The 17409-nt window shown below is 64.6% G+C and carries 15 protein-coding genes and 1 pseudogene; 11 read left to right on the top strand and 5 right to left on the bottom strand.

The annotated features are described in order from the left end of the window. Positions 1-7 precede the first annotated feature (7 nt). On the bottom strand, positions 8-1054 hold the full coding sequence (locus tag OKW27_RS29670; RefSeq protein WP_429335588.1) for a serine/threonine protein kinase: 1047 nt from the start codon (positions 1052-1054) through the stop codon (positions 8-10). A 209-nt stretch (positions 1055-1263) separates the two neighbouring features. Further along, positions 1264-1476 carry a hypothetical protein gene (locus tag OKW27_RS29665; protein WP_018419122.1) on the bottom strand — a complete coding sequence of 71 codons (213 nt, stop codon included), beginning with the start codon at positions 1474-1476 and terminating at the stop codon, positions 1264-1266. A 418-nt stretch (positions 1477-1894) separates the two neighbouring features. On the opposite strand from OKW27_RS29665, the pseudogene OKW27_RS29660 reads away from it, so the two are divergent. The 3 genes and pseudogenes from OKW27_RS29660 to OKW27_RS29650 all read left to right on the top strand — a co-directional run. Continuing rightward, a pseudogene (locus OKW27_RS29660) lies at positions 1895-3239 on the top strand (efflux RND transporter permease subunit); the annotation flags it as partial. Between the two features lie 282 nt (positions 3240-3521). Next, the gene (locus tag OKW27_RS29655; protein WP_244145078.1) at positions 3522-4712 is read left to right on the top strand and encodes an MFS transporter; all 1191 of its coding nucleotides are present in this window, start codon (positions 3522-3524) and stop codon (positions 4710-4712) included. 326 nt (positions 4713-5038) lie between these two features. Then, on the top strand, positions 5039-5221 hold the full coding sequence (locus OKW27_RS29650) for a hypothetical protein (RefSeq protein ID WP_090805541.1): 183 nt from the start codon (positions 5039-5041) through the stop codon (positions 5219-5221). 100 nt (positions 5222-5321) lie between these two features. On the opposite strand, the gene mgrA is transcribed toward OKW27_RS29650, so the two are convergent. Then, positions 5322-6365, bottom strand: coding sequence for an L-glyceraldehyde 3-phosphate reductase (gene mgrA / locus OKW27_RS29645; protein ID WP_090802624.1), 1044 nt, complete (start codon positions 6363-6365; stop codon positions 5322-5324). A gap of 228 nt (positions 6366-6593) precedes the next feature. Between mgrA and OKW27_RS29640 the strand changes: the two genes are divergently transcribed. Continuing rightward, the gene (locus OKW27_RS29640) at positions 6594-6800 is read left to right on the top strand and encodes a DUF3185 family protein (RefSeq protein WP_018419114.1); all 207 of its coding nucleotides are present in this window, start codon (positions 6594-6596) and stop codon (positions 6798-6800) included. A gap of 31 nt (positions 6801-6831) precedes the next feature. On the opposite strand, the gene OKW27_RS29635 is transcribed toward OKW27_RS29640, so the two are convergent. Further along, complete coding sequence (locus tag OKW27_RS29635) at positions 6832-7593, bottom strand: phytanoyl-CoA dioxygenase family protein (RefSeq protein WP_090802623.1); 762 nt, start codon at positions 7591-7593, stop codon at positions 6832-6834. Between the two features lie 572 nt (positions 7594-8165). Between OKW27_RS29635 and OKW27_RS29630 the strand changes: the two genes are divergently transcribed. Further along, entirely contained in the window at positions 8166-8534 is a 369-nt protein-coding gene (locus tag OKW27_RS29630; RefSeq protein ID WP_429335587.1) for a hypothetical protein, read from the top strand. A gap of 832 nt (positions 8535-9366) precedes the next feature. Here OKW27_RS29630 and metK read toward each other — a convergent pair. Next, positions 9367-10557 carry a methionine adenosyltransferase gene (gene metK, locus OKW27_RS29625; RefSeq protein ID WP_090802193.1) on the bottom strand — a complete coding sequence of 397 codons (1191 nt, stop codon included), beginning with the start codon at positions 10555-10557 and terminating at the stop codon, positions 9367-9369. 285 nt (positions 10558-10842) lie between these two features. Between metK and OKW27_RS29620 the strand changes: the two genes are divergently transcribed. The 6 genes from OKW27_RS29620 to OKW27_RS29595 all read left to right on the top strand — a co-directional run bounded on the left by OKW27_RS29620 (position 10843) and on the right by OKW27_RS29595 (position 17198). Continuing rightward, a complete protein-coding gene (locus tag OKW27_RS29620) occupies positions 10843-11727 on the top strand; it encodes a lipid A biosynthesis lauroyl acyltransferase (protein WP_429335586.1) in 885 nt (294 codons plus the stop codon). A gap of 172 nt (positions 11728-11899) precedes the next feature. Continuing rightward, entirely contained in the window at positions 11900-12835 is a 936-nt protein-coding gene (gene dapF, locus OKW27_RS29615; protein WP_429336605.1) for a diaminopimelate epimerase, read from the top strand. A gap of 57 nt (positions 12836-12892) precedes the next feature. Then, complete coding sequence (locus OKW27_RS29610) at positions 12893-13651, top strand: DUF484 family protein (protein ID WP_187612090.1); 759 nt, start codon at positions 12893-12895, stop codon at positions 13649-13651. 28 nt (positions 13652-13679) lie between these two features. Further along, positions 13680-14603 carry a tyrosine recombinase XerC gene (xerC, locus tag OKW27_RS29605; RefSeq protein ID WP_429335585.1) on the top strand — a complete coding sequence of 308 codons (924 nt, stop codon included), beginning with the start codon at positions 13680-13682 and terminating at the stop codon, positions 14601-14603. 61 nt (positions 14604-14664) lie between these two features. Further along, entirely contained in the window at positions 14665-15867 is a 1203-nt protein-coding gene (locus tag OKW27_RS29600; protein ID WP_429335584.1) for a class I SAM-dependent rRNA methyltransferase, read from the top strand. A gap of 230 nt (positions 15868-16097) precedes the next feature. Beyond that, positions 16098-17198, top strand: coding sequence for a CobW family GTP-binding protein (locus OKW27_RS29595; RefSeq protein ID WP_429335583.1), 1101 nt, complete (start codon positions 16098-16100; stop codon positions 17196-17198). The last annotated feature ends 211 nt before the right edge of the window (positions 17199-17409 follow it).

The raw sequence follows: 17409 nt of genomic DNA, 5'->3' as shown, positions 1-17409 counted from the left end.
CAACACGTCAAACCGGCCACAACGGCCCTTCCTGCATCGCGCCGATCTGCTCGCGCATCTCGAGGATGCGATCTTCCCAGTAGCGCTGCGTGTTGAACCACGGAAACGCGGCCGGAAACGCCGGATCGTTCCAGCGGCGCGCGAGCCATGCCTGATAGTGAATCAGCCGCAACGTGCGCAGCGCTTCAATCAGATACAGCTCGCGCGGATCGAATTCGCAGAAATCCTCGTAACCGGCGAGCAGATCGGCCAGCGCGCGCGACGCCTCCGCACGCTCGCCCGGCAGCAGTAGCCACAGATCCTGAATGGCGGGCCCCATGCGGCTGTCGTCGAAATCGACGAAATGCGGGCCCGCGTCGGTCCACAGCACGTTGCTCGGATGACAGTCGCCGTGCAGACGCAGCCTGCGAATCTCGCCAGCCCGCTCGAACGCACGCGCGACGCCTTCGAGCGCGAGATTCACGACGGTTTCCCACGCGGTGCGCAGATCGTCGGGCACGAAACGGTGCGCGAGCAGGAAGTCGCGCGGCTCGTAGCCGAACGTGCCGATGTTTAGCGTGGGACGTTCTACGTAGTCCTGGGTCTGCCCGATCGCATGAATGCGTCCGATGAAACGCCCCAGCCATTCCAGCGTGTCGCGCCGGTCGAGATCCGGCGCGCGACCGCCGCGTCGCTCGAAGACCGAGAAGCGGAAGCCGTCGAAGCTGTGCAGCGTGCGGCCATCGAGCACGCGCGCGGGCACGGCCGGGATCTCGCGCGCGGCGAGTTCGGCGACGAACGCGTGCTCTTCGAGAATCCCCGCGTCGCTCCAGCGCTCGGGACGATAGAACTTCGCGACCACGGGCGGACCGTCTTCGACGCCGACCTGATACACGCGATTTTCATAGCTGTTGAGCGGCAGCAGACGGCCGTCGGTACGCACGCCGGTCGTTGCGAGCACGCCGTCGATCGCGTCGAGCACGGTTTCCGGCGTGAGCCGCGCGAATGGCACGGCGCCATCGGCGCCGGCCTCGGGATAGGAATTGTCGGGAATGGTGTCGTTCATGCCCCGCATTGTGCGCCGCGCCGCGGGTAAAGACGAGGGCGACGACTCACAATGCGTGCGTGGCATCGCTAGAAATACGGGCTGATTTGGGACGCGCCGTGAATCGACGCGCGCATCGGCCCACGGCGATGCTGGCGAGCCGATCTGACCTTACAGCATCACTACAGCCCGCACCTGCGGGTCACACAACGGCAATGAGCAACCGGTAAGCCTCTCGTTCAATGCGTCTGCGCGCCGGCCGGACGTATCAGGTCGCCGGTATCGATCAGATCTTCCAGGAAAAAGGGTTCGGTATTGAGTTGCTGCGAGGCGCCGGGCTCGCCGGCGTACCACGCCACCATCGCCATGTCGCCAAGAATGCGCATGACGATTCCGCGCGCGCCTTGCGGCACGGCGATATGTACCGATCGGACAATGGAACCGACTTCCATGATAATTCCCCGCTTCCCTTAGCCGGCTTTATGATTTCACGCCGGTCGAGGTGATGATAAAAACGCCGCTTCGCATTTGACGTTGCGTGCGCACTTAATCTGTCGCGCGCATGGCGCGTAAGAGGTTCGAGTCATTGTTCCCGCTTTGCGGGGCTTTGGGAAGGCGAATAGAAGGCTTTCACCCGTCGTTTCGCCCTATTCCCATTACGCTGCGCACGGCCGATTATCTCGGCGTCAGACGTCGTAATGCAGACCATCATAAACCCTGCGGGGGGAGACATCAAAAACGTGCACGGCCGGAACGATCTGCCAGATGCGGGCGCCGCGCGGCTTCGCACCTGCCTTCGCGCCGAGGTGCGCGCCTCGTTTCCGATCCGCGCGGCGCGCTCGCCGCTCATTTCATCCGTCTGCGCTAGTCATGTGGATCGTTCGTCTCGCGCTACGGCGCCCCTATACGTTCGTCGTGCTGGCGCTGCTGTTGCTGATCGTCGGACCGTTGACCATTCTGCGCACGCCCACCGACATCTTTCCGAACATCGATATTCCGGTGCTCTCGGTCATCGGGTCGTATAACGGCCTGCCCGCCGACGAAATGGAGCGGCGCATCGCGCTGAACTACGAGCGCGGCTTGTCGGTGGCGGTCAACGATATCGAACACACGGAATGTCCACGCTCGATATCGTCGACCGCATCAAGACGATGATGCCGACGCTGCGCAATCTGGTGCCGCCGTCGCTGAATATCGACCCCGTCGCCGACCAATCGCTGTTCGTGCGTGCATCCGTGCAGGGCGTATTGCGTGAAGCGCTGATCGCCGCGTGCCTGACGGGCCTGATGATTCTGCTGTTCCTCGGCAACTGGCGCACGACGCTGATCATCGATGATCATCGCGTTGTCCTCTCTCGGTCAGACGATCAACATCATGACGCTCGGCGGCCTCGCGCTCGCGGTCGGGATTCGCGTCGACGATGCGACCGTCGCGATCGAAAACATCAGCCATCAGCTCGAACAGGGCAAGACGCTAGAACAGGCGATTCTCGACGGCGCGCATCAGATCGCGATTCCGACGCTGGTGTCGACGCTGTCGATCTGTATCGTGTTCGTGCCGATGTTTCTGCTCACCGGTGTCGCGCACTATCTGTTCATTCCGCTTGCCGAAGCGGTGGTGTTCGCGATGCTCGCGTCGTACTTCTTCTCGCGTACGCTCGTGCCGACGCTCGCGAAGTATCTGCTGCGCTATCACCACAAGCCCGCGGATTTACATCACGCACCGGTGCAAACGCGCAATCCGTTGATGCGCATGCACTACGCGTTCGAGCGCGGTTTCTCGCGTTTGCGCGAGCGCTACCGCGTATTTCTCGAAGCGCGAGTCGCGCGACCGGGACTGTTCGTCACGCTGTTTCTCGCGTGCTGTTGCGCGTCGCTGCTGTTGCTGCCGTTTATCGGCCGCGACTTTTTCCCCGCCGTCGATGCCGGCACGATCGCGCTGCACATGCGCGCGAAAACCGGCATGCGCGTCGAGGAAACCGCGGTGCTGACCGATCGTGTCGATGCGCGCATCCGTCAGCTGATTCCGGCCGGCGAACTGCATTCGATCATCGACAACATCGGTCTGCCGGTGTCGGGCGTCAACCCTTTCGTACAGCAACACGGGCACGATCGGCACATCCGACTCGGACATCCTGATCGCGCTGAACCCTGATCATCATCCGAGTGCCGGGCGACGACGCGCTCGTGCATCCGTCGACGGCGACTTCGGGGGCGACGCGGGCGCCGGCGCCGGGCAGTGAAGCCGGGGCGCACGGCTAGCGCCGGGAGACAGGCGCGCGACGTGCTGCGGATGGAGCGCTGCGGGTCACCATTGGCACGCCACGTTGCCCGCGACGCCGGCTTGAAACGCGTTTTCAGCGTATCCTTAACACTTTTGCGCGTTTCCGTGTGACCCAAGGAGTTTTGTTGTGACCCTGCCGCCGCCATCCCAGCGGACCGCATCTGCCGTTCCCTCCCGCGGCGCAGCTTCAGCTGCTTGCGCAAGCACCACCACCGTGTCGGACATCCCTTATCTCGAACGCGGCTCGCGCGCGTACTGGCGTGCCAGCCTCGCGCTGCTGTTCGCCGGCTACGCGACGTTCTCACTGCTCTACTGCGTGCAGCCGCTGCTGCCGTCGTTCTCCGAAGCGTTCAACGTGACGCCGGCGCAAAGCAGTCTGTCGTTGTCACTATCCACTGCCGCGCTCGCGCTCGCGATTTTCGTCGCCGGTTTCGTCTCCGAGGGTTGGAGCCGGCACAAGCTGATGACGCTGTCGCTGACGGTGTCGTCGGTGCTGACGATTGGCGTATCGGTCGCGCCGCACTGGCACCAGCTGCTCGTGCTGCGTACGCTCGAAGGGCTCGCGCTCGGCGGCGTGCCGGCCGTCGCGATGGCTTATCTCGCCGAGGAAGTGCATCCCGACGGCCTCGGCCTCGCGATGGGCCTGTACGTCGGCGGCACGGCGATCGGCGGCATGGCCGGGCGGGTCATCACCGGCGTGGTCGCGGATCTGTTTTCGTGGCGCATCGCGATCGGCACGATCGGCGTGCTCGGCCTGCTGTCGATGCTCGCGTTCCGCGCGCTGTTGCCACCGTCGCGCCATTTCGTGCCGCGCCGCGGGCTCGGCTTCGCGCATCACCGCACGCTGCTGTTGCGCCAGTTCACGCGACCGGGTCTGCCGCTGCTGTTCCTGCTCGGCTTCGTGCTGATGGGCAGCTTCGTCACGCTGTACAACTACATCGGCTACCGGCTGCTCGCGCCGCCGTATCGGTTGAATCAGACGGAGATCGGCGCGATTTTCATCGTCTATCTGGTTGGCGTGGTCGCGTCGCCATGGTCCGGGCGCATGGCCGACTCGTTCGGCCGCGCGCGCGTGCTGATCGGGAGCCTGCTGCTGATGGTGCTCGGCCTCGCGCTGACGATGCTGCATCCGCTCGCGGCGATCGCGACCGGTATCGCCTGCGTGACGTTCGGGTTCTTTGCCGGGCATTCGGTCGCGAGCGGCTGGGTCGGGCGTCTGGCGAAAGACGCGAAAGGCCAGGCCGCTGCGCTGTATCTGCTCGCGTACTACATCGGCTCGAGCCTGGTCGGTTCGTATGGCGGCCATGTGTGGGCCGGTCATGGCTGGAACGGCGTCGTCGGGCTAGTCGGTGCGCTGCTCGTGATCGGCTTGATCGCGGCGAGCCGCCTGCGCGGGCGCGAATAGCCCGGCGCATCGGTCGCGTTGCGCGGTGCAGGCACCGCGAGCCGGCCGCAATCATCCAACCCGCATGGATCGGCGGCAAAACGAAAGGCTTGCGTAAGCGAACGTTTGATATTTTCCGCCGCGTTTTGTTGCGCCGCGCCAATCGCCGCGGGCCGCGCCGCGCCTGGGTTCAGCAGCTTACGAATAAGCGCCGACGCGCCGGCTTGCGCCGTCGCGCCGCTCGATCGGTCTCCTATACTCGATTCGTGCAATGGCGCGGCATGATTTCGAAGCCGCGGCCTCTGCTGGAACGACATAGCAACCATCCCGCATGGGAGGAGACGAAGATGACCTACTTTACGATCGGCGATTTCATCCTGGTCATTCCGATGGCATTGGCGGGCGCGCTATTCGTCGGCGCGCTGCCCTGCAAGACCGAGTTGCGACACAACGGGCTGCGTGTGCTGGGCGCGCTGATCGGTGTGATGTGCGCGGTGGCGCTGGTCGAGGGTCTGCCGGCGCTCGTGTAGCGGCGCGGCGAAATACCTGCAGAAAAGCCGCACGCTGAGCGTGCGGCTTCGTTTTGCCCTTGCGTCCGTCCGCCTGTTGCGCGGACGGCTCCTCACGCGATCAGATCGCCTGATCCGTCGACGGCTTTTCCCACAGATTGATCCCGCCTTCGGTCGCATAGCGATCGATTTCGGCGAGTTCGTCGGCCGAGAATGCGAGCTTCTTCAGCGCGCCGACGTTCTCGCGCACCTGCTCCGCGCGGCTCGCGCCGATCAGCACCGAGCTCACGCGTGGATCGCGCAACGCCCACGCGAGCGCCATCTGCGCGAGGCTCTGACCACGGCGCTGCGCGATGTCGTTGAGCTTCCGCACGTGCTCGATGTTCCGCGGGCTCAGATGCTCGTCTTTGAGCGAACCGCCGCCCGGCTTGTTGACGCGCGCATCTTCCGGCACGCCGTTCAGGTACTTGCCGGTCAACAATCCCTGCGCGAGCGGCGTGAACGCGATCGTGCCCGCGCCGACTTCATCGAGCGTATCGAGCAGGTCGTGTTCGATCCAGCGGTTCAGCATGTTGTACGACGGCTGATGGATCAGCAGCGGCACCTTGTATTCGGCGAGCAGCTTCGCCATTTCGCGCGTCTTCGCCGACGAGTACGACGAGATGCCGATATACAGCGCCTTGCCCTGCTGCACCGCGCTCGCGAGCGCGCCCGCGGTTTCCTCGAGCGGCGTATGCGCGTCGAAGCGATGCGAATAGAAGATGTCGACGTAATCGAGGCCCATGCGCTTCAGGCTCTGATCGAGACTCGCGAGCACGTATTTGCGCGAGCCGCCGCCCTGGCCGTACGGACCGGGCCACATATCCCAACCGGCCTTCGACGAAATCAGCAACTCGTCGCGATACGGTTTGAAATCGTCCTTGAACAGACGGCCGAAGTTGGTTTCCGCGCTGCCGTACGGCGGGCCGTAGTTGTTCGCCAGATCGAAGTGCGTGATGCCGAGGTCGAAGGCCGTGCGCAGGATGTCACGCTGCGTCGAGATCGGCGTGGTGTCGCCGAAGTTGTGCCACAGGCCGAGCGACAGCGCCGGCAGTTTGAGACCCGACTTGCCGCAGACGCGGTATTGCATGTCCGAATAGCGTTCTGAAGCTGCTTCGTAAGCCATTGCTAGTGTCCTTGTCGATGAGATCGCCCGAGGATGGCGGGCGTGAGGATTCGCGCGTTGCGGGAGGCGTGCTGCTGGGGAGATTTGTTGTTGTGGTGTCGCCGCGGTGCGGCCGGACCGCTATGTTAGCCAATCGACGCGGCGCTTGCAGCGCAGCCAGTATGCGGGATGGACGAGCACGCACGCCTCACCTACACTCTGGCCGGTTCAGGTTGATGGGAGGTGCAGATGACGAAAGCGATTTCGATCGCGCTGATTGTCGGCGGTATCGTGCTGCTGTATTTCGGCGGGCAGGCGTTCAATTCGGTGAGCAGCGACGTGTCGCGCTTCTTTACCGGCTCGCCGAGCAACAAGGCGATCGTGCTGATCGTCGCGGGCGTGGTGGCGACGCTCGCCGGGCTGACGGGAATCGCGATGTCGGGGCGCAAGCGCTGAGCGTCGGCGCGAGGCCCGCGACCACAATAATCTAGAACGCGATTTCGGGCTTCGCGGCCGAGCGCGTGCCGGGCAGGGGCACATTGCTTGCGCCGTGATAGGTGAACACCAGCGAGAACTTCACCTGGTCGCTCAGATTCTTGCCGGCCGAGTGCAGCGTGTTGCAGTGAAAGAACACCACGTCGCCAGTCTTCAGCTCGGGCGACACCGCCGTGCGGATCGCGGCGTCGTTCTCGGCGAGATCCGTGCGGAAAAACTTCGCTTCGTCGAAACGGTCCGATGTGAACGCGGCGCCGTGCGATTGCGGCACGAACCACAGCGCGCCGTTATCGACTGTTTCCGGGCCGACCGCGAGCCACACCGACATCAGATCGTCGCGCTCGAACGACCAGTAGCGCACGTCGCGATGCCAGCCGGTCAGGCTGCCGTACGCGGGGTGCTTGGTCATCATGCAGTTGTGATGCGCGCGCGACAGACGCGGCTCCTCGCCAAAATACAGCTCCATCCAGCCACGGATTTCGGGTGCGGTCGCCCATTGCGCGAACGCGGGGTGACGACCGTACGCGTCGAGCAGGCGCCGCACCGTATGTCCGCCTGGAGCATCCTTCGATGACGGCGCGCCCGGATACTGCAAATCCGCTTCGAATTCGATCGGCGCCGCCGCTTCCTGCAGCTGCCGCTGCGCGATCCGCTTCAGCTCGTCGCAACGCTCGGGCGACACGAGTCCTGGCACGACGACAAAACCCTGCTCCCGCAACGTTTGAATCTGCTCTTTCTTCGAATGGAGTGACATGGCGTTCCGTTACCGTCGACTGACTGATGTTCGATTGTAAAACGGGCGCGATCGGGATGCGTTGGTTCACCGCGAGAGGCTCCTGCGTCCTGCTGATCTTTTGCGCCGGTCGCCTTCGCTTTTCGCGGCGCGCCAATGCACCGGTTTCAGGCGCGCGGCGCGCCCGCATCGCACATTCGTTGGGCAAACGCGCACGCAAATCGCCCGTAAGGGGTGACAGCAGACTGGCATCCGCGACGATTCGATCCAGGGAGAAATCTGGTTCGCGCAGGGTATTAACCGACTTTCTGACGTCACGATTCCCGTGTAGCCTGCTCGCATGTCGATCGTCGCTTACGCAGTTTTCTTTTGTGCGCAGGCCGCCAGGGCCCGTGCCGTCGGTTTCTCCGCGTTGTACCTTCGCTGCGCTGTGCGCCGTGTTTCGCGTCGCAATCTCCCGCGCCACGACCCGCACCGAATTTCCCGCTTTCAGGCCGTTCATCGCAACCCCGTCATTGGCACATATGGTGCTGTTTGTCCGTGCACATCCGGTGCACGCGCCGACGTGCGGTTCATTGCCTAAATGTGAAGCCATGCATACTCTTTTGAGCACCCGTCTTACCCGCGCCGCGCTGAAAGCGGCGCGTCCCGCGCGCCGCCATATGTTGCGGGCGCTGCGCCATCATGCCGCGCGCACCCGCGCGCTCGGCGAGCAGTGGCGCGACGCGAAGGCCGTCGACGGCTTTCGCACCTGGTTCCATACGTTCTTCTCGGCGCTACGCCAGCAGAGCGGCACGCGCCGTCTGTCGCTGCGCACGCTGCTGCGCAAACCGACACCGTTGCGCCTCGCGGTCGCGAAACGCGCGCCGGCGGTGCACACGCCTGCGAGCCGCCGACCGCGTCGCCTGTCGACGAGCAGCGGCGGGTGGTTCGCGTTCGCGTTTGCGTTTGCGAGCCGGTGAGATTGCTGGGCCGGTGAGTTGCAGTTGCGCGTTGAGTGGCTAGACCGCTGATCTGCCGACCGGCTGGCCGTTCACCGCTGGGCTGACTTCGAGAGCACCGCAAGACTTCGAGCGCGCCGCCTCGACGACGTGCTTCGCGCGGCAGCATCGCTACGCCATCGATAGAATCGGGTAGGAGGCGGGGTTGCCCCCGCCGTCCTCCCACAACACCGGACGTACGGATCACGTATCCGGCGTTTCCTGACGACTGGATTGCTCCAGCGAGCTTCGTTTCGTTCGTCGTGTCGCCTGTCGTTCAATGGACACCCCAACCTCTCTCAGGCTTCCGGCCGTCAAGTTTGATCGCAGGCTCCCGGCTGTGCCGAGACTTGTGCCCAAACGCTCAGAGAGCACGCGTGACTATCCACTCTCGTCAGGTTCGGCCCTTCACTGCTCCGGTTCCGAGCCGCTACTATGGCCTCTGCTGACTCCCGCCAGCCCATCCCGGCACCTTGCGATGCCAGTAGCACAAGGCAGACTGACGGGGCTCCCAGGGTAATGCGCGCGACCTTCCTGCTTATGCCTGTCGGATCTACGTCGTGGCGTTCCGTGCAAGTATTGGGCTTTACAGATCTTGGACTGCTCACCCCGCCACACCGCCTGATATCCGCTTCCTGTTCGTCAGGCCAGCATTTTGCCTGCGGCTTCCTTCAGATTCCGCCTTACGACGGACACCCTTGCCGTTCAGCTAGCACTTCCCCTTGCCGGGTGTGCAGAGGACTTTCACCCCCAAGTCATCCGGCTCGCCACCACAGCGGGTCGGACAGCGCCAGTCACGGCGATCGGCTCGCCCTTATTCGGCAAGCGCCGCGACCGGCTCAGTGCCTGCCGCTTCGGCGAGTGCGAGCGCCTTGTCGGTGGCTTCCCACGTGAATTCCGGCTCTTCGCGGCCGAAATGACCATACGCCGCGCTCTTCTCGTAGACTGGGCGCAGCAGGTCGAGCATCTGGATGATGCCCTTCGGACGCAGGTCGAAATGCTGACGCACGAGCTCCGTGATCGTCGCATCCGACACGCGGCCGCTGCCGAACGTGTTGACCATCACCGAGGTCGGCTGGGCGACGCCGATCGCGTACGACACCTGGATCAGGCAGCGCGATGCGAGGCCCGCGGCCACGATGTTCTTGGCGACGTAACGGCCGGCGTACGCTGCCGAGCGGTCCACCTTCGACGGATCCTTGCCCGAGAATGCGCCGCCGCCGTGCGGCGCCGCGCCGCCGTACGTATCGACGATGATCTTGCGGCCCGTCAGACCGCAATCGCCCTGCGGACCACCGATCACGAAACGACCGGTCGGGTTCACGAGGAACTTGATGTCACCCTTGATCAGTTCGGCCGGCAGCGTCGGCTTGATCACTTCCTCGATCACCGCTTCGCGAAGCGTGTCGAGCGCGATGTCCGGCGAATGCTGGGTGGACAGTACGACGGTGTCGATCGAATGCGGCTTGCCGTCGACGTAGCGCACGGTGACCTGCGACTTGGCATCCGGACGCAGCCAGGGCAGACGGCCGTCGCGGCGCAGATTCGCCTGACGCTCGACGAGGCGGTGCGACAGGTGGATCGGCAGCGGCATCAGTTCCGGCGTTTCCTCGCACGCGTAACCGAACATCAGGCCCTGGTCGCCCGCGCCTTGATCGAGGTTGTTGTCGTGCGCGCGGTCCACGCCTTGGGCGATGTCCGGCGACTGCTTGTCGTAGGCGACGAGCACCGCGCAGCCGCGGTAGTCGATGCCGTAGTCGGTGTTGTCGTAGCCGATGCGCTTGATCGTGTTGCGCGCGATCTGGATGTAGTCGACGTTCGCGGTGGTGGTGATTTCACCGGCCAGCACGACGAGACCCGTGTTGCACAGCGTTTCGGCCGCGACACGCGAGTACTTGTCTTGAGCGAGGATGGCGTCGAGGATCGCGTCCGAGATCTGGTCCGCGACTTTGTCGGGATGGCCTTCGGAAACGGATTCGGAAGTGAAGAGATAGTCGTTTGCCACGTTGCAGACTCCTGTTAGTGGTTACGGTTGCGTTCCACGTAGCCGACTTCGGGAGTCTGAAGCGGCGACGCTTTAGCGGATTACCTGACCGATGGACGCATAACCCATGAAAACCCATGGACCGCACCCGCCAGCTTCGCCCCGCAAGTTGTCTATTAACTCGGCGAAGCCTTTATTATAGCGACTTCCTTTGAATGTCACAGAGCCGAAACGAGTGCGGTATCACGTCAATTTTTCCGCTTTCCACAATTTCGCCCCCTGCGGCGCCGCGCGCCTGGAGGCTGCATGCTGAGCCGCTACGGCGCGAAGCTCGCGATCGGGCTCCTCAAACTCTTTGCGCTGTTGCCTTACGGATTCGTCGCCCGTCTCGGTGACGGGCTCGGCTGGCTGCTCTACCAGATCCCGAGCCCTCGCAAGCGCATCGTTCATACCAATCTCAAGCTGTGCTTCCCCGACTGGAGCGACGAGCGCCGCGAGGACGTCGCGCAAAAGCACTTCCGTCATGCGATCCGCAGCTATGTCGAGCGCAGCGTGCAGTGGTTCGGCTCGGCGAAGAAGCTCGACAAGCTGATCCAGCTCGACAGCGCGATCGACCTGACGGATCCGAACCTGCCGCCCACATTGTTTCTCGGCTTTCATTTTGTCGGCATCGAGGCCGGTTCGATCTTTCTGAACTACTCGCTGAAGCGCCAGTGCGGCTCGCTCTATCAGCCGATGTCGAATCAGGAGTTCGAGGAAGCCGCCAAAGCAGCGCGCGCGCGTTTCGGCGCGGACATGGCGAGCCGCGCGGACAGCGCGCGCGTCGTGCTGCGCTGGCTGCGCGAACGCAAACCGGTGATGCTCGGCGCGGACATGGACTACGGCGCGCGCAATTCGACGTTCGTGCCGTTCTTCGGCGTGCCGACCTGCACGCTGACCGCAGTCGGTCGTCTCGCCAAGGTCGGGCACGCGCAGGTCGTACCGTTCATCGGCGAGGTGCTGCCGAACTACAAGGGCTACCGGCTCAAGGTCTTCAAACCTTGGGACGACTATCCGACCGGCGACGATGACGCTGATGCGCGACGCATGAACGAGTTTCTCGAAGAGCAGATTCCGCTGATGCCCGAGCAGTATTACTGGGTGCACAAGCGGTTCAAGACACGCCCGCCGGGGGTGCCGGGGGTGTATTGAAGGTGGGGCTGGGCTCCTTGCATGCCGTACCGTTTCCGATGTGCCAACGTGTATCATCTGCTATTGGCCGAGCACGGCTCCAATGGGTGATTCACCCAACGGCGGTGAGGCCGGGATTTTCGGCTCCGCCCGCACGCGCGAAGCCCTACGCAGCAACGGATACACGGAAAACGTGAAGCTCAAATTCACCAAAATGCACGGCGCGGGCAACGACTTCGTCGTACTCGACGGCTATACCCAGCCGGTTGATCTAACCACGGCGCAGGTGCGCGCGTTGGCGAACCGCCATTTCGGCGTCGGCGCCGACCAGTTGCTGCTGGTCGAAAAGCCGACCGTCGAAGGCGTCGATTTCAGATATCGCATCTTCAATTGCGACGGCGGCGAGGTCGAACACTGCGGCAACGGCGCGCGCTGCTTCGTCAAGTTCGTGCGCGAGCGCGGTCTCACCGACCAGCGCAGCGTGCGCGTGCAGGTCCAGAAAGGCACGATCACGCTGACGATGCAGGACAACGGCGAAGTGATCGTCGACATGGGCACGCCCGTGTTCGATCCCGAACTCGTGCCGTTCGCGACCAAGGGTCTGCAAGGCCGCCGCGAAGGCGAGGATACGCTCTGGCCGCTCGACGTGAACGGCGCGACGCGCTGGATGTCGGTGGTGTCGATGGGCAATCCGCACGCCGTGCAGGTCGTCGACGATGCCGAGGTGTTCCCGGTGCTCGCCGAAGGTCCGGCCATCGAGCGGCACACGCGCTTCCCGCAGCGGGTCAACGCGGGCTTCATGCAAATCGTCAACCGCAACGAGATCAGGCTGCGCGTCTACGAACGCGGCGCGGGCGAAACGCTCGCGTGCGGCACCGGCGCGTGCGCGGCGGTCGCGGCTGGCATCCGGCGCGGGCTGCTGGATTCAACGGTGCTCGTACATACGCACGGCGGCGATCTGACCATCACGTGGGACAGCGCGCACCCAGGCGCGCCGCTGCTGATGGCCGGCCCCGCGGCCACCGTCTTCGAAGGGGAGATCGAGTTGGCCGAAGAGGCGTCGAGCGCCTCGTCGGACTCGACGCAGCACAATCCGTCCAGCCCGGCCGACATGGCGCCCTCCGTCTAACTCATTGACCGACGCGCCGCCGTGAGGCGGCCGTCCCGTAGTCCTCTAGCCGAAACCATGAACGATCGCGAAGTCGCCGAATACCTGCTCGCCAATCCCGAATTCTTCGTCGAACACGCGGAAACGCTCGCGACGATCCGGCTCGCGAACCCGCACGGCAAAGCCGCGGTGTCGCTGCAGGAGCGGCAGATGGAGATGCTGCGCGACAAGAACAAGCATCTGGAGCGGCGTCTTGCCGAACTGCTGCGCTACGGTCACGAGAACGACAGCATCGCGTCGAAATTCAACCGCTGGACCATCCGCGTGATGGCCGAGCGCGATCCCTACGCGCTGCCGCGCACGATCGCCGGCGGTCTGCGCGACATCTTCGACGTGCCGCAAGCGGCTCTGCGCGTGTGGGACGTCGCCGAGCCGTATGCGCAAGCGGACTTCGCGCGCCACGTCAGCGAGGAAGTGCGGATTTTCGCGGGCAGCCTGAGCACGCCGTACTGCGGCGCAAACACCGGCTTCGAGGCCGCGCAATGGCTCGCGCAAGCTGCGGTCGCGTCCCACGGGACGACCAACCCGGCGGCAAGCGCGACAACGAGCGCGACCGACGAGCTCGGCGTCGCCTCGAACGGGACGGCGCAGAGCACCGAATCGATCGCGCTGCTCGCGCTGCGCGACCCCGAAGGTGTCGAAGACGCGCCGACGTTCGGCCTGCTCGTGATGGGCTCATCCGACCCGCGGCGCTTCCACGAAGGCATGGCCACCGATTTCCTCACGCAGATCGGCGCGCTCGCGAGCGCCGCGCTGAGCCGGCTGCTGCCGCGCTGAGCCGCGCCACGCAACGTCACCGCGTACCGTGACCGCCGCCAACCCGATCGCCGCCTACCTGTCGCATCTCGAGCACGAGCGGCGGCTGTCGGCGCACACCCTGCGCGGCTACACGCATGAGCTCGCGGAACTGAAGCAGCTCGCCAAAGGCCGAGCGCTCGAAAGCCTCACCGCCGTCGACATCCGCGGCGCCGTCGCGCGCGCGCATGCGGGCGGTCTCACCGCGCGGTCGATCGGCCATCGGCTGTCGGCATGGCGGGCGTTTTATCGCTGGCTCGCGGGCCACGTCGAGTTGCCGGCCAATCCGGTCGCCGCGGTGCGCGCGCCGAAGCAGGCGAAAATGCTGCCGAAGGCGCTTTCCGTCGACGACACCGCGCGCCTGATGGACAGCCCGCCCGCCGACTCGCCCGAAGGCCTGCGCGATCACGCGATGCTCGAGCTGTTCTACTCGTCGGGCCTGCGCCTCGCCGAACTGGTCGGCCTCGACGTGCGTTTCGCCGACGTCGACGGCTATCGCTCGGCCGGCTGGCTGACACTCGATTCCGGCGAAGTCGAAGTGCTCGGCAAAGGCAATCGGCGCCGCGTCGTGCCGGTGGGCAGCAAGGCGGTCGCGGCGCTGAACGCATGGCTCGCGGTGCGCGAACCGATGGTCCGCCACGATCCGCATCCGCTGTTCCTGTCGGCGCGCGGCAACCGGCTGTCGCCGAACGTCGTGCGGGAGCGCGTGAAGCGCGCGGCGCTCGCCGCCGGCATTCCGGCCAACGTGCATCCGCACGTGCTGCGCCATTCGTTCGCGACGCACGTGCTGCAGTCGAGCGGCGACCTGCGCGCCGTGCAGGAACTGCTCGGCCACGCGAGCATCACCGCGACGCAGGTTTATACGGGCCTCGATTTCCAGCACCTCGCCCACGTCTACGACAGCGCGCATCCTCGCGCAAAGAAACGCAACTGATCACGCGACTGACGCCGCGCGCCACGACGCGCCGCCTTCGCTTGCACCTTACCTACACCTGATGAATACCGTTACGCTCAAACCGTCGAAAGAAAAATCGCTGCTGCGCCGCCATCCGTGGGTTTATGCCAATGCGATCGAGCACGTCGACGGCCGCCCCGCGCCCGGCGCGACCGTGCTCGTGCGCGCGCACGATGGCCGCTTTCTCGCCCGCGCCGCCTACAGCCCGCACTCGCAGATCCGTGCGCGCGTCTGGAGCTTCGACGAAGCCGAGCCCATCGATCACGCGTTCTTCAAGCGCCGCGTGCAGCGCGCGTTCGCGCATCGTCAGGCGATGGTGCGCGACACCGGCGCCGTGCGGCTGATCTTCGGCGAGGCGGACGGTCTGCCGGGCCTGATCGTCGATTACTACGTCGCCGAGGACGCGGATCAGCGCAGCCAGATCGTCTGTCAGTTCATGGCGGCCGGCGTCGAAGCGTGGAAGGACGCGATCGTCGCGGCGCTGGTCGGCGCAACCGGCTGCCCGAACGTCTACGAGCGCTCGGACGTGTCGATCCGTCAGAAGGAAGGGCTCGAGCAGATCACCGGCGTGCTCGCGGGCGAGCCGCCTTCCGAGAAGCTGATCGCGAGCGAAAACGGCGTGCGCTATCACGTCGACGTGCGCAACGGCCACAAGACCGGCTTCTATGTCGACCAGCGCGATAACCGCCTGCTCGTGCAGCAGTTCGCGAAAGATCGCGACGTGCTGAACTGCTTCTGCTACACCGGCGGCTTTTCGCTCGCGGCGCTCAGGGGTGGCGCAAAGCGCGTGGTGTCGGTCGATTCGTCGGGTGAAGCGCTCGCGCTCGCGCAGCAGAACGTCGCGGCCAACGGCTTCGACGCCGACCGCGCGACCTGGCTCGACGCCGACGCGTTCAAGACATTGCGGCGCCTCTACGACGAAGGCGAACGCTTCGACCTGATCGTGCTCGATCCGCCGAAATTCGCGCCATCGCGCGAGCACGTGGACCGCGCCTCGCGCGCGTACAAGGACATCAATCTGACCGGCCTGAAGCTGCTGCGCCCGGGCGGTTTGCTGTTCACGTACTCGTGCTCGGGCGCGATCGATCCCGATCTGTTCCAGAAGATCGTGTCGGGCGCGGCCGCCGACGCACGCGTCGACGCACGCATCCTGAAGCGCCTTGGCGCGGGCGTCGATCATCCGCTGCTCACTGCGTTCCCCGAAGGCGAGTATCTGAAGGGGCTGCTGTTGCAAATCGCCTGATCGCCCTCATTTTCCCGGTGATTGCGCGTGGCGGCGGCGGCCCGCCTCCGCGCAGGGCGGCCATCAGCCGGCCGCAGCGCGGCCGCCCCTGCGCCCGCCAGGCAAATATGTTTCAATGACCGGCTGGACGGGGCTCGCGCCATCTGGCTGCGGCGGCCCGCCTAACGCATCTGGCTAGCCTTGCGCTAGCGTCCGATCACGCACCGTTTCACGACTTACAGGCGACCCACATGATTCCAGTCACCATCCTGACCGGCTTTCTCGGCAGCGGCAAAACCACCCTGCTCAAGCGCATCCTGAACGAAAAGCACGGCATGAAGATCGCCGTCATCGAGAACGAGTTCGGCGAAGAGAACATCGACAACGAGATCCTCGTGCAGGACACGAGCGAGCAGATCATCCAGATGAGCAACGGCTGCATCTGCTGCACGATTCGCGGCGACCTGTCGCGCGTGCTCAACGATCTGGCCGCGAAGAAGCAGGCGGGCGAAGTGGACTTCGACCGCGTCGTGATCGAAACCACCGGCCTCGCGAATCCGGGCCCGGTCGCGCAAACCTTCTTCATGGACGACCAGATCGCGAGCGAATTCCTGCTCGACGCGATCATCACGCTGGTCGACGCGAAGCACGCGAACCATCAGCTCGACCAGCACGAAGTGGTGCAGCGCCAGGTCGGTTTCGCGGACCGGCTGTTCATCACGAAGGCCGATCTCGTCGACGAGCGGCACATGGGCGATCTGCGCCACCGTCTGCTACACATGAACCCGAAGGCGGCGATCAAGGTCGTCAATTTCGGCGAGGCGGACATCAAGGAAATTTTCGATCTGCGCGGCTTCAACCTGAACTCGAAGCTCGAAATCGATCCGGACTTCCTGAGTGAAGACGAACACGCGCATAGCCACGCGCACGCGCACGACGAGCACGGCCACACGCAAGGCGACCATGACCACGAGCACGCCAATTGCGATCACGACCATGGCCATTGCGATCACGAAGGCCATGATCACGGACATCACCACCATGCGCATCACGACGACAAGATCAAGTCGTTCGTGTACCGCAGCGATCGTCCGTTCGATCCGAACAAGCTCGAGGACTTCCTCGGCGGCATCCTGCAGATCTATGGCGAGCACCTGCTGCGCTACAAGGGCGTGCTGTACATGAAGGGCGTCGATCGCAAGGTCGTGTTCCAGGGCGTGCATCAAATGATGGGCAGTGACCTCGCCGCGAAATGGCAACCGGCCGAGAAGAAGACCAACAAGATGGTGTTCATCGGCATCGAGCTGCCGCGCGATCTGATCACCGACGGTCTCGACGCCTGCCTCGCCTGAGCGGGCGCAGCGCCGTCGCGCAAGCAAGCCTCGGAGCAAGCCCACGACACGCCGCGCGCAGCGCGGCATGCGCCGTGCTACTTCTAGTGCGGTGAGATGCCCGCCGCCGACTGCGCGGGCGTGAATCCTCTGCTGAAACTGCGACGCCGCGACGCCGAGGCCTTTCGAATCCAGGCCATATGAAAAACGCGTGAAAACCCTGCTGTATTAA

This window comes from Paraburkholderia sp. 35.1 (assembly GCF_050436525.1).
GTDB classification, from domain to species: Bacteria; Pseudomonadota; Gammaproteobacteria; order Burkholderiales; family Burkholderiaceae; genus Paraburkholderia; species Paraburkholderia tuberum.
The sequence above is the reverse complement of the archived record's forward strand: the minus strand, read 5'-3'. Positions and strand labels throughout refer to the sequence as shown.

Bases quoted from the DNA above. Each gene is read 5' to 3' on its own strand.
- OKW27_RS29670 (WP_429335588.1), bottom strand. From the start codon at position 1,054: ATGCGGGGCATGAACGACACCATTCCCGACAATTCCTATCCCGAGGCC.
- OKW27_RS29665 (WP_018419122.1), bottom strand. From the start codon at position 1,476: ATGGAAGTCGGTTCCATTGTCCGATCGGTACATATCGCCGTGCCGCAA.
- OKW27_RS29650 (WP_090805541.1), top strand. From the start codon at position 5,039: ATGACCTACTTTACGATCGGCGATTTCATCCTGGTCATTCCGATGGCA.
- mgrA (WP_090802624.1), bottom strand. From the start codon at position 6,365: ATGGCTTACGAAGCAGCTTCAGAACGCTATTCGGACATGCAATACCGC.
- OKW27_RS29640 (WP_018419114.1), top strand. From the start codon at position 6,594: ATGACGAAAGCGATTTCGATCGCGCTGATTGTCGGCGGTATCGTGCTG.
- OKW27_RS29635 (WP_090802623.1), bottom strand. From the start codon at position 7,593: ATGTCACTCCATTCGAAGAAAGAGCAGATTCAAACGTTGCGGGAGCAG.
- OKW27_RS29630 (WP_429335587.1), top strand. From the start codon at position 8,166: ATGCATACTCTTTTGAGCACCCGTCTTACCCGCGCCGCGCTGAAAGCG.
- OKW27_RS29620 (WP_429335586.1), top strand. From the start codon at position 10,843: ATGCTGAGCCGCTACGGCGCGAAGCTCGCGATCGGGCTCCTCAAACTC.
- OKW27_RS29610 (WP_187612090.1), top strand. From the start codon at position 12,893: ATGAACGATCGCGAAGTCGCCGAATACCTGCTCGCCAATCCCGAATTC.
- OKW27_RS29600 (WP_429335584.1), top strand. From the start codon at position 14,665: ATGAATACCGTTACGCTCAAACCGTCGAAAGAAAAATCGCTGCTGCGC.
- OKW27_RS29595 (WP_429335583.1), top strand. From the start codon at position 16,098: ATGATTCCAGTCACCATCCTGACCGGCTTTCTCGGCAGCGGCAAAACC.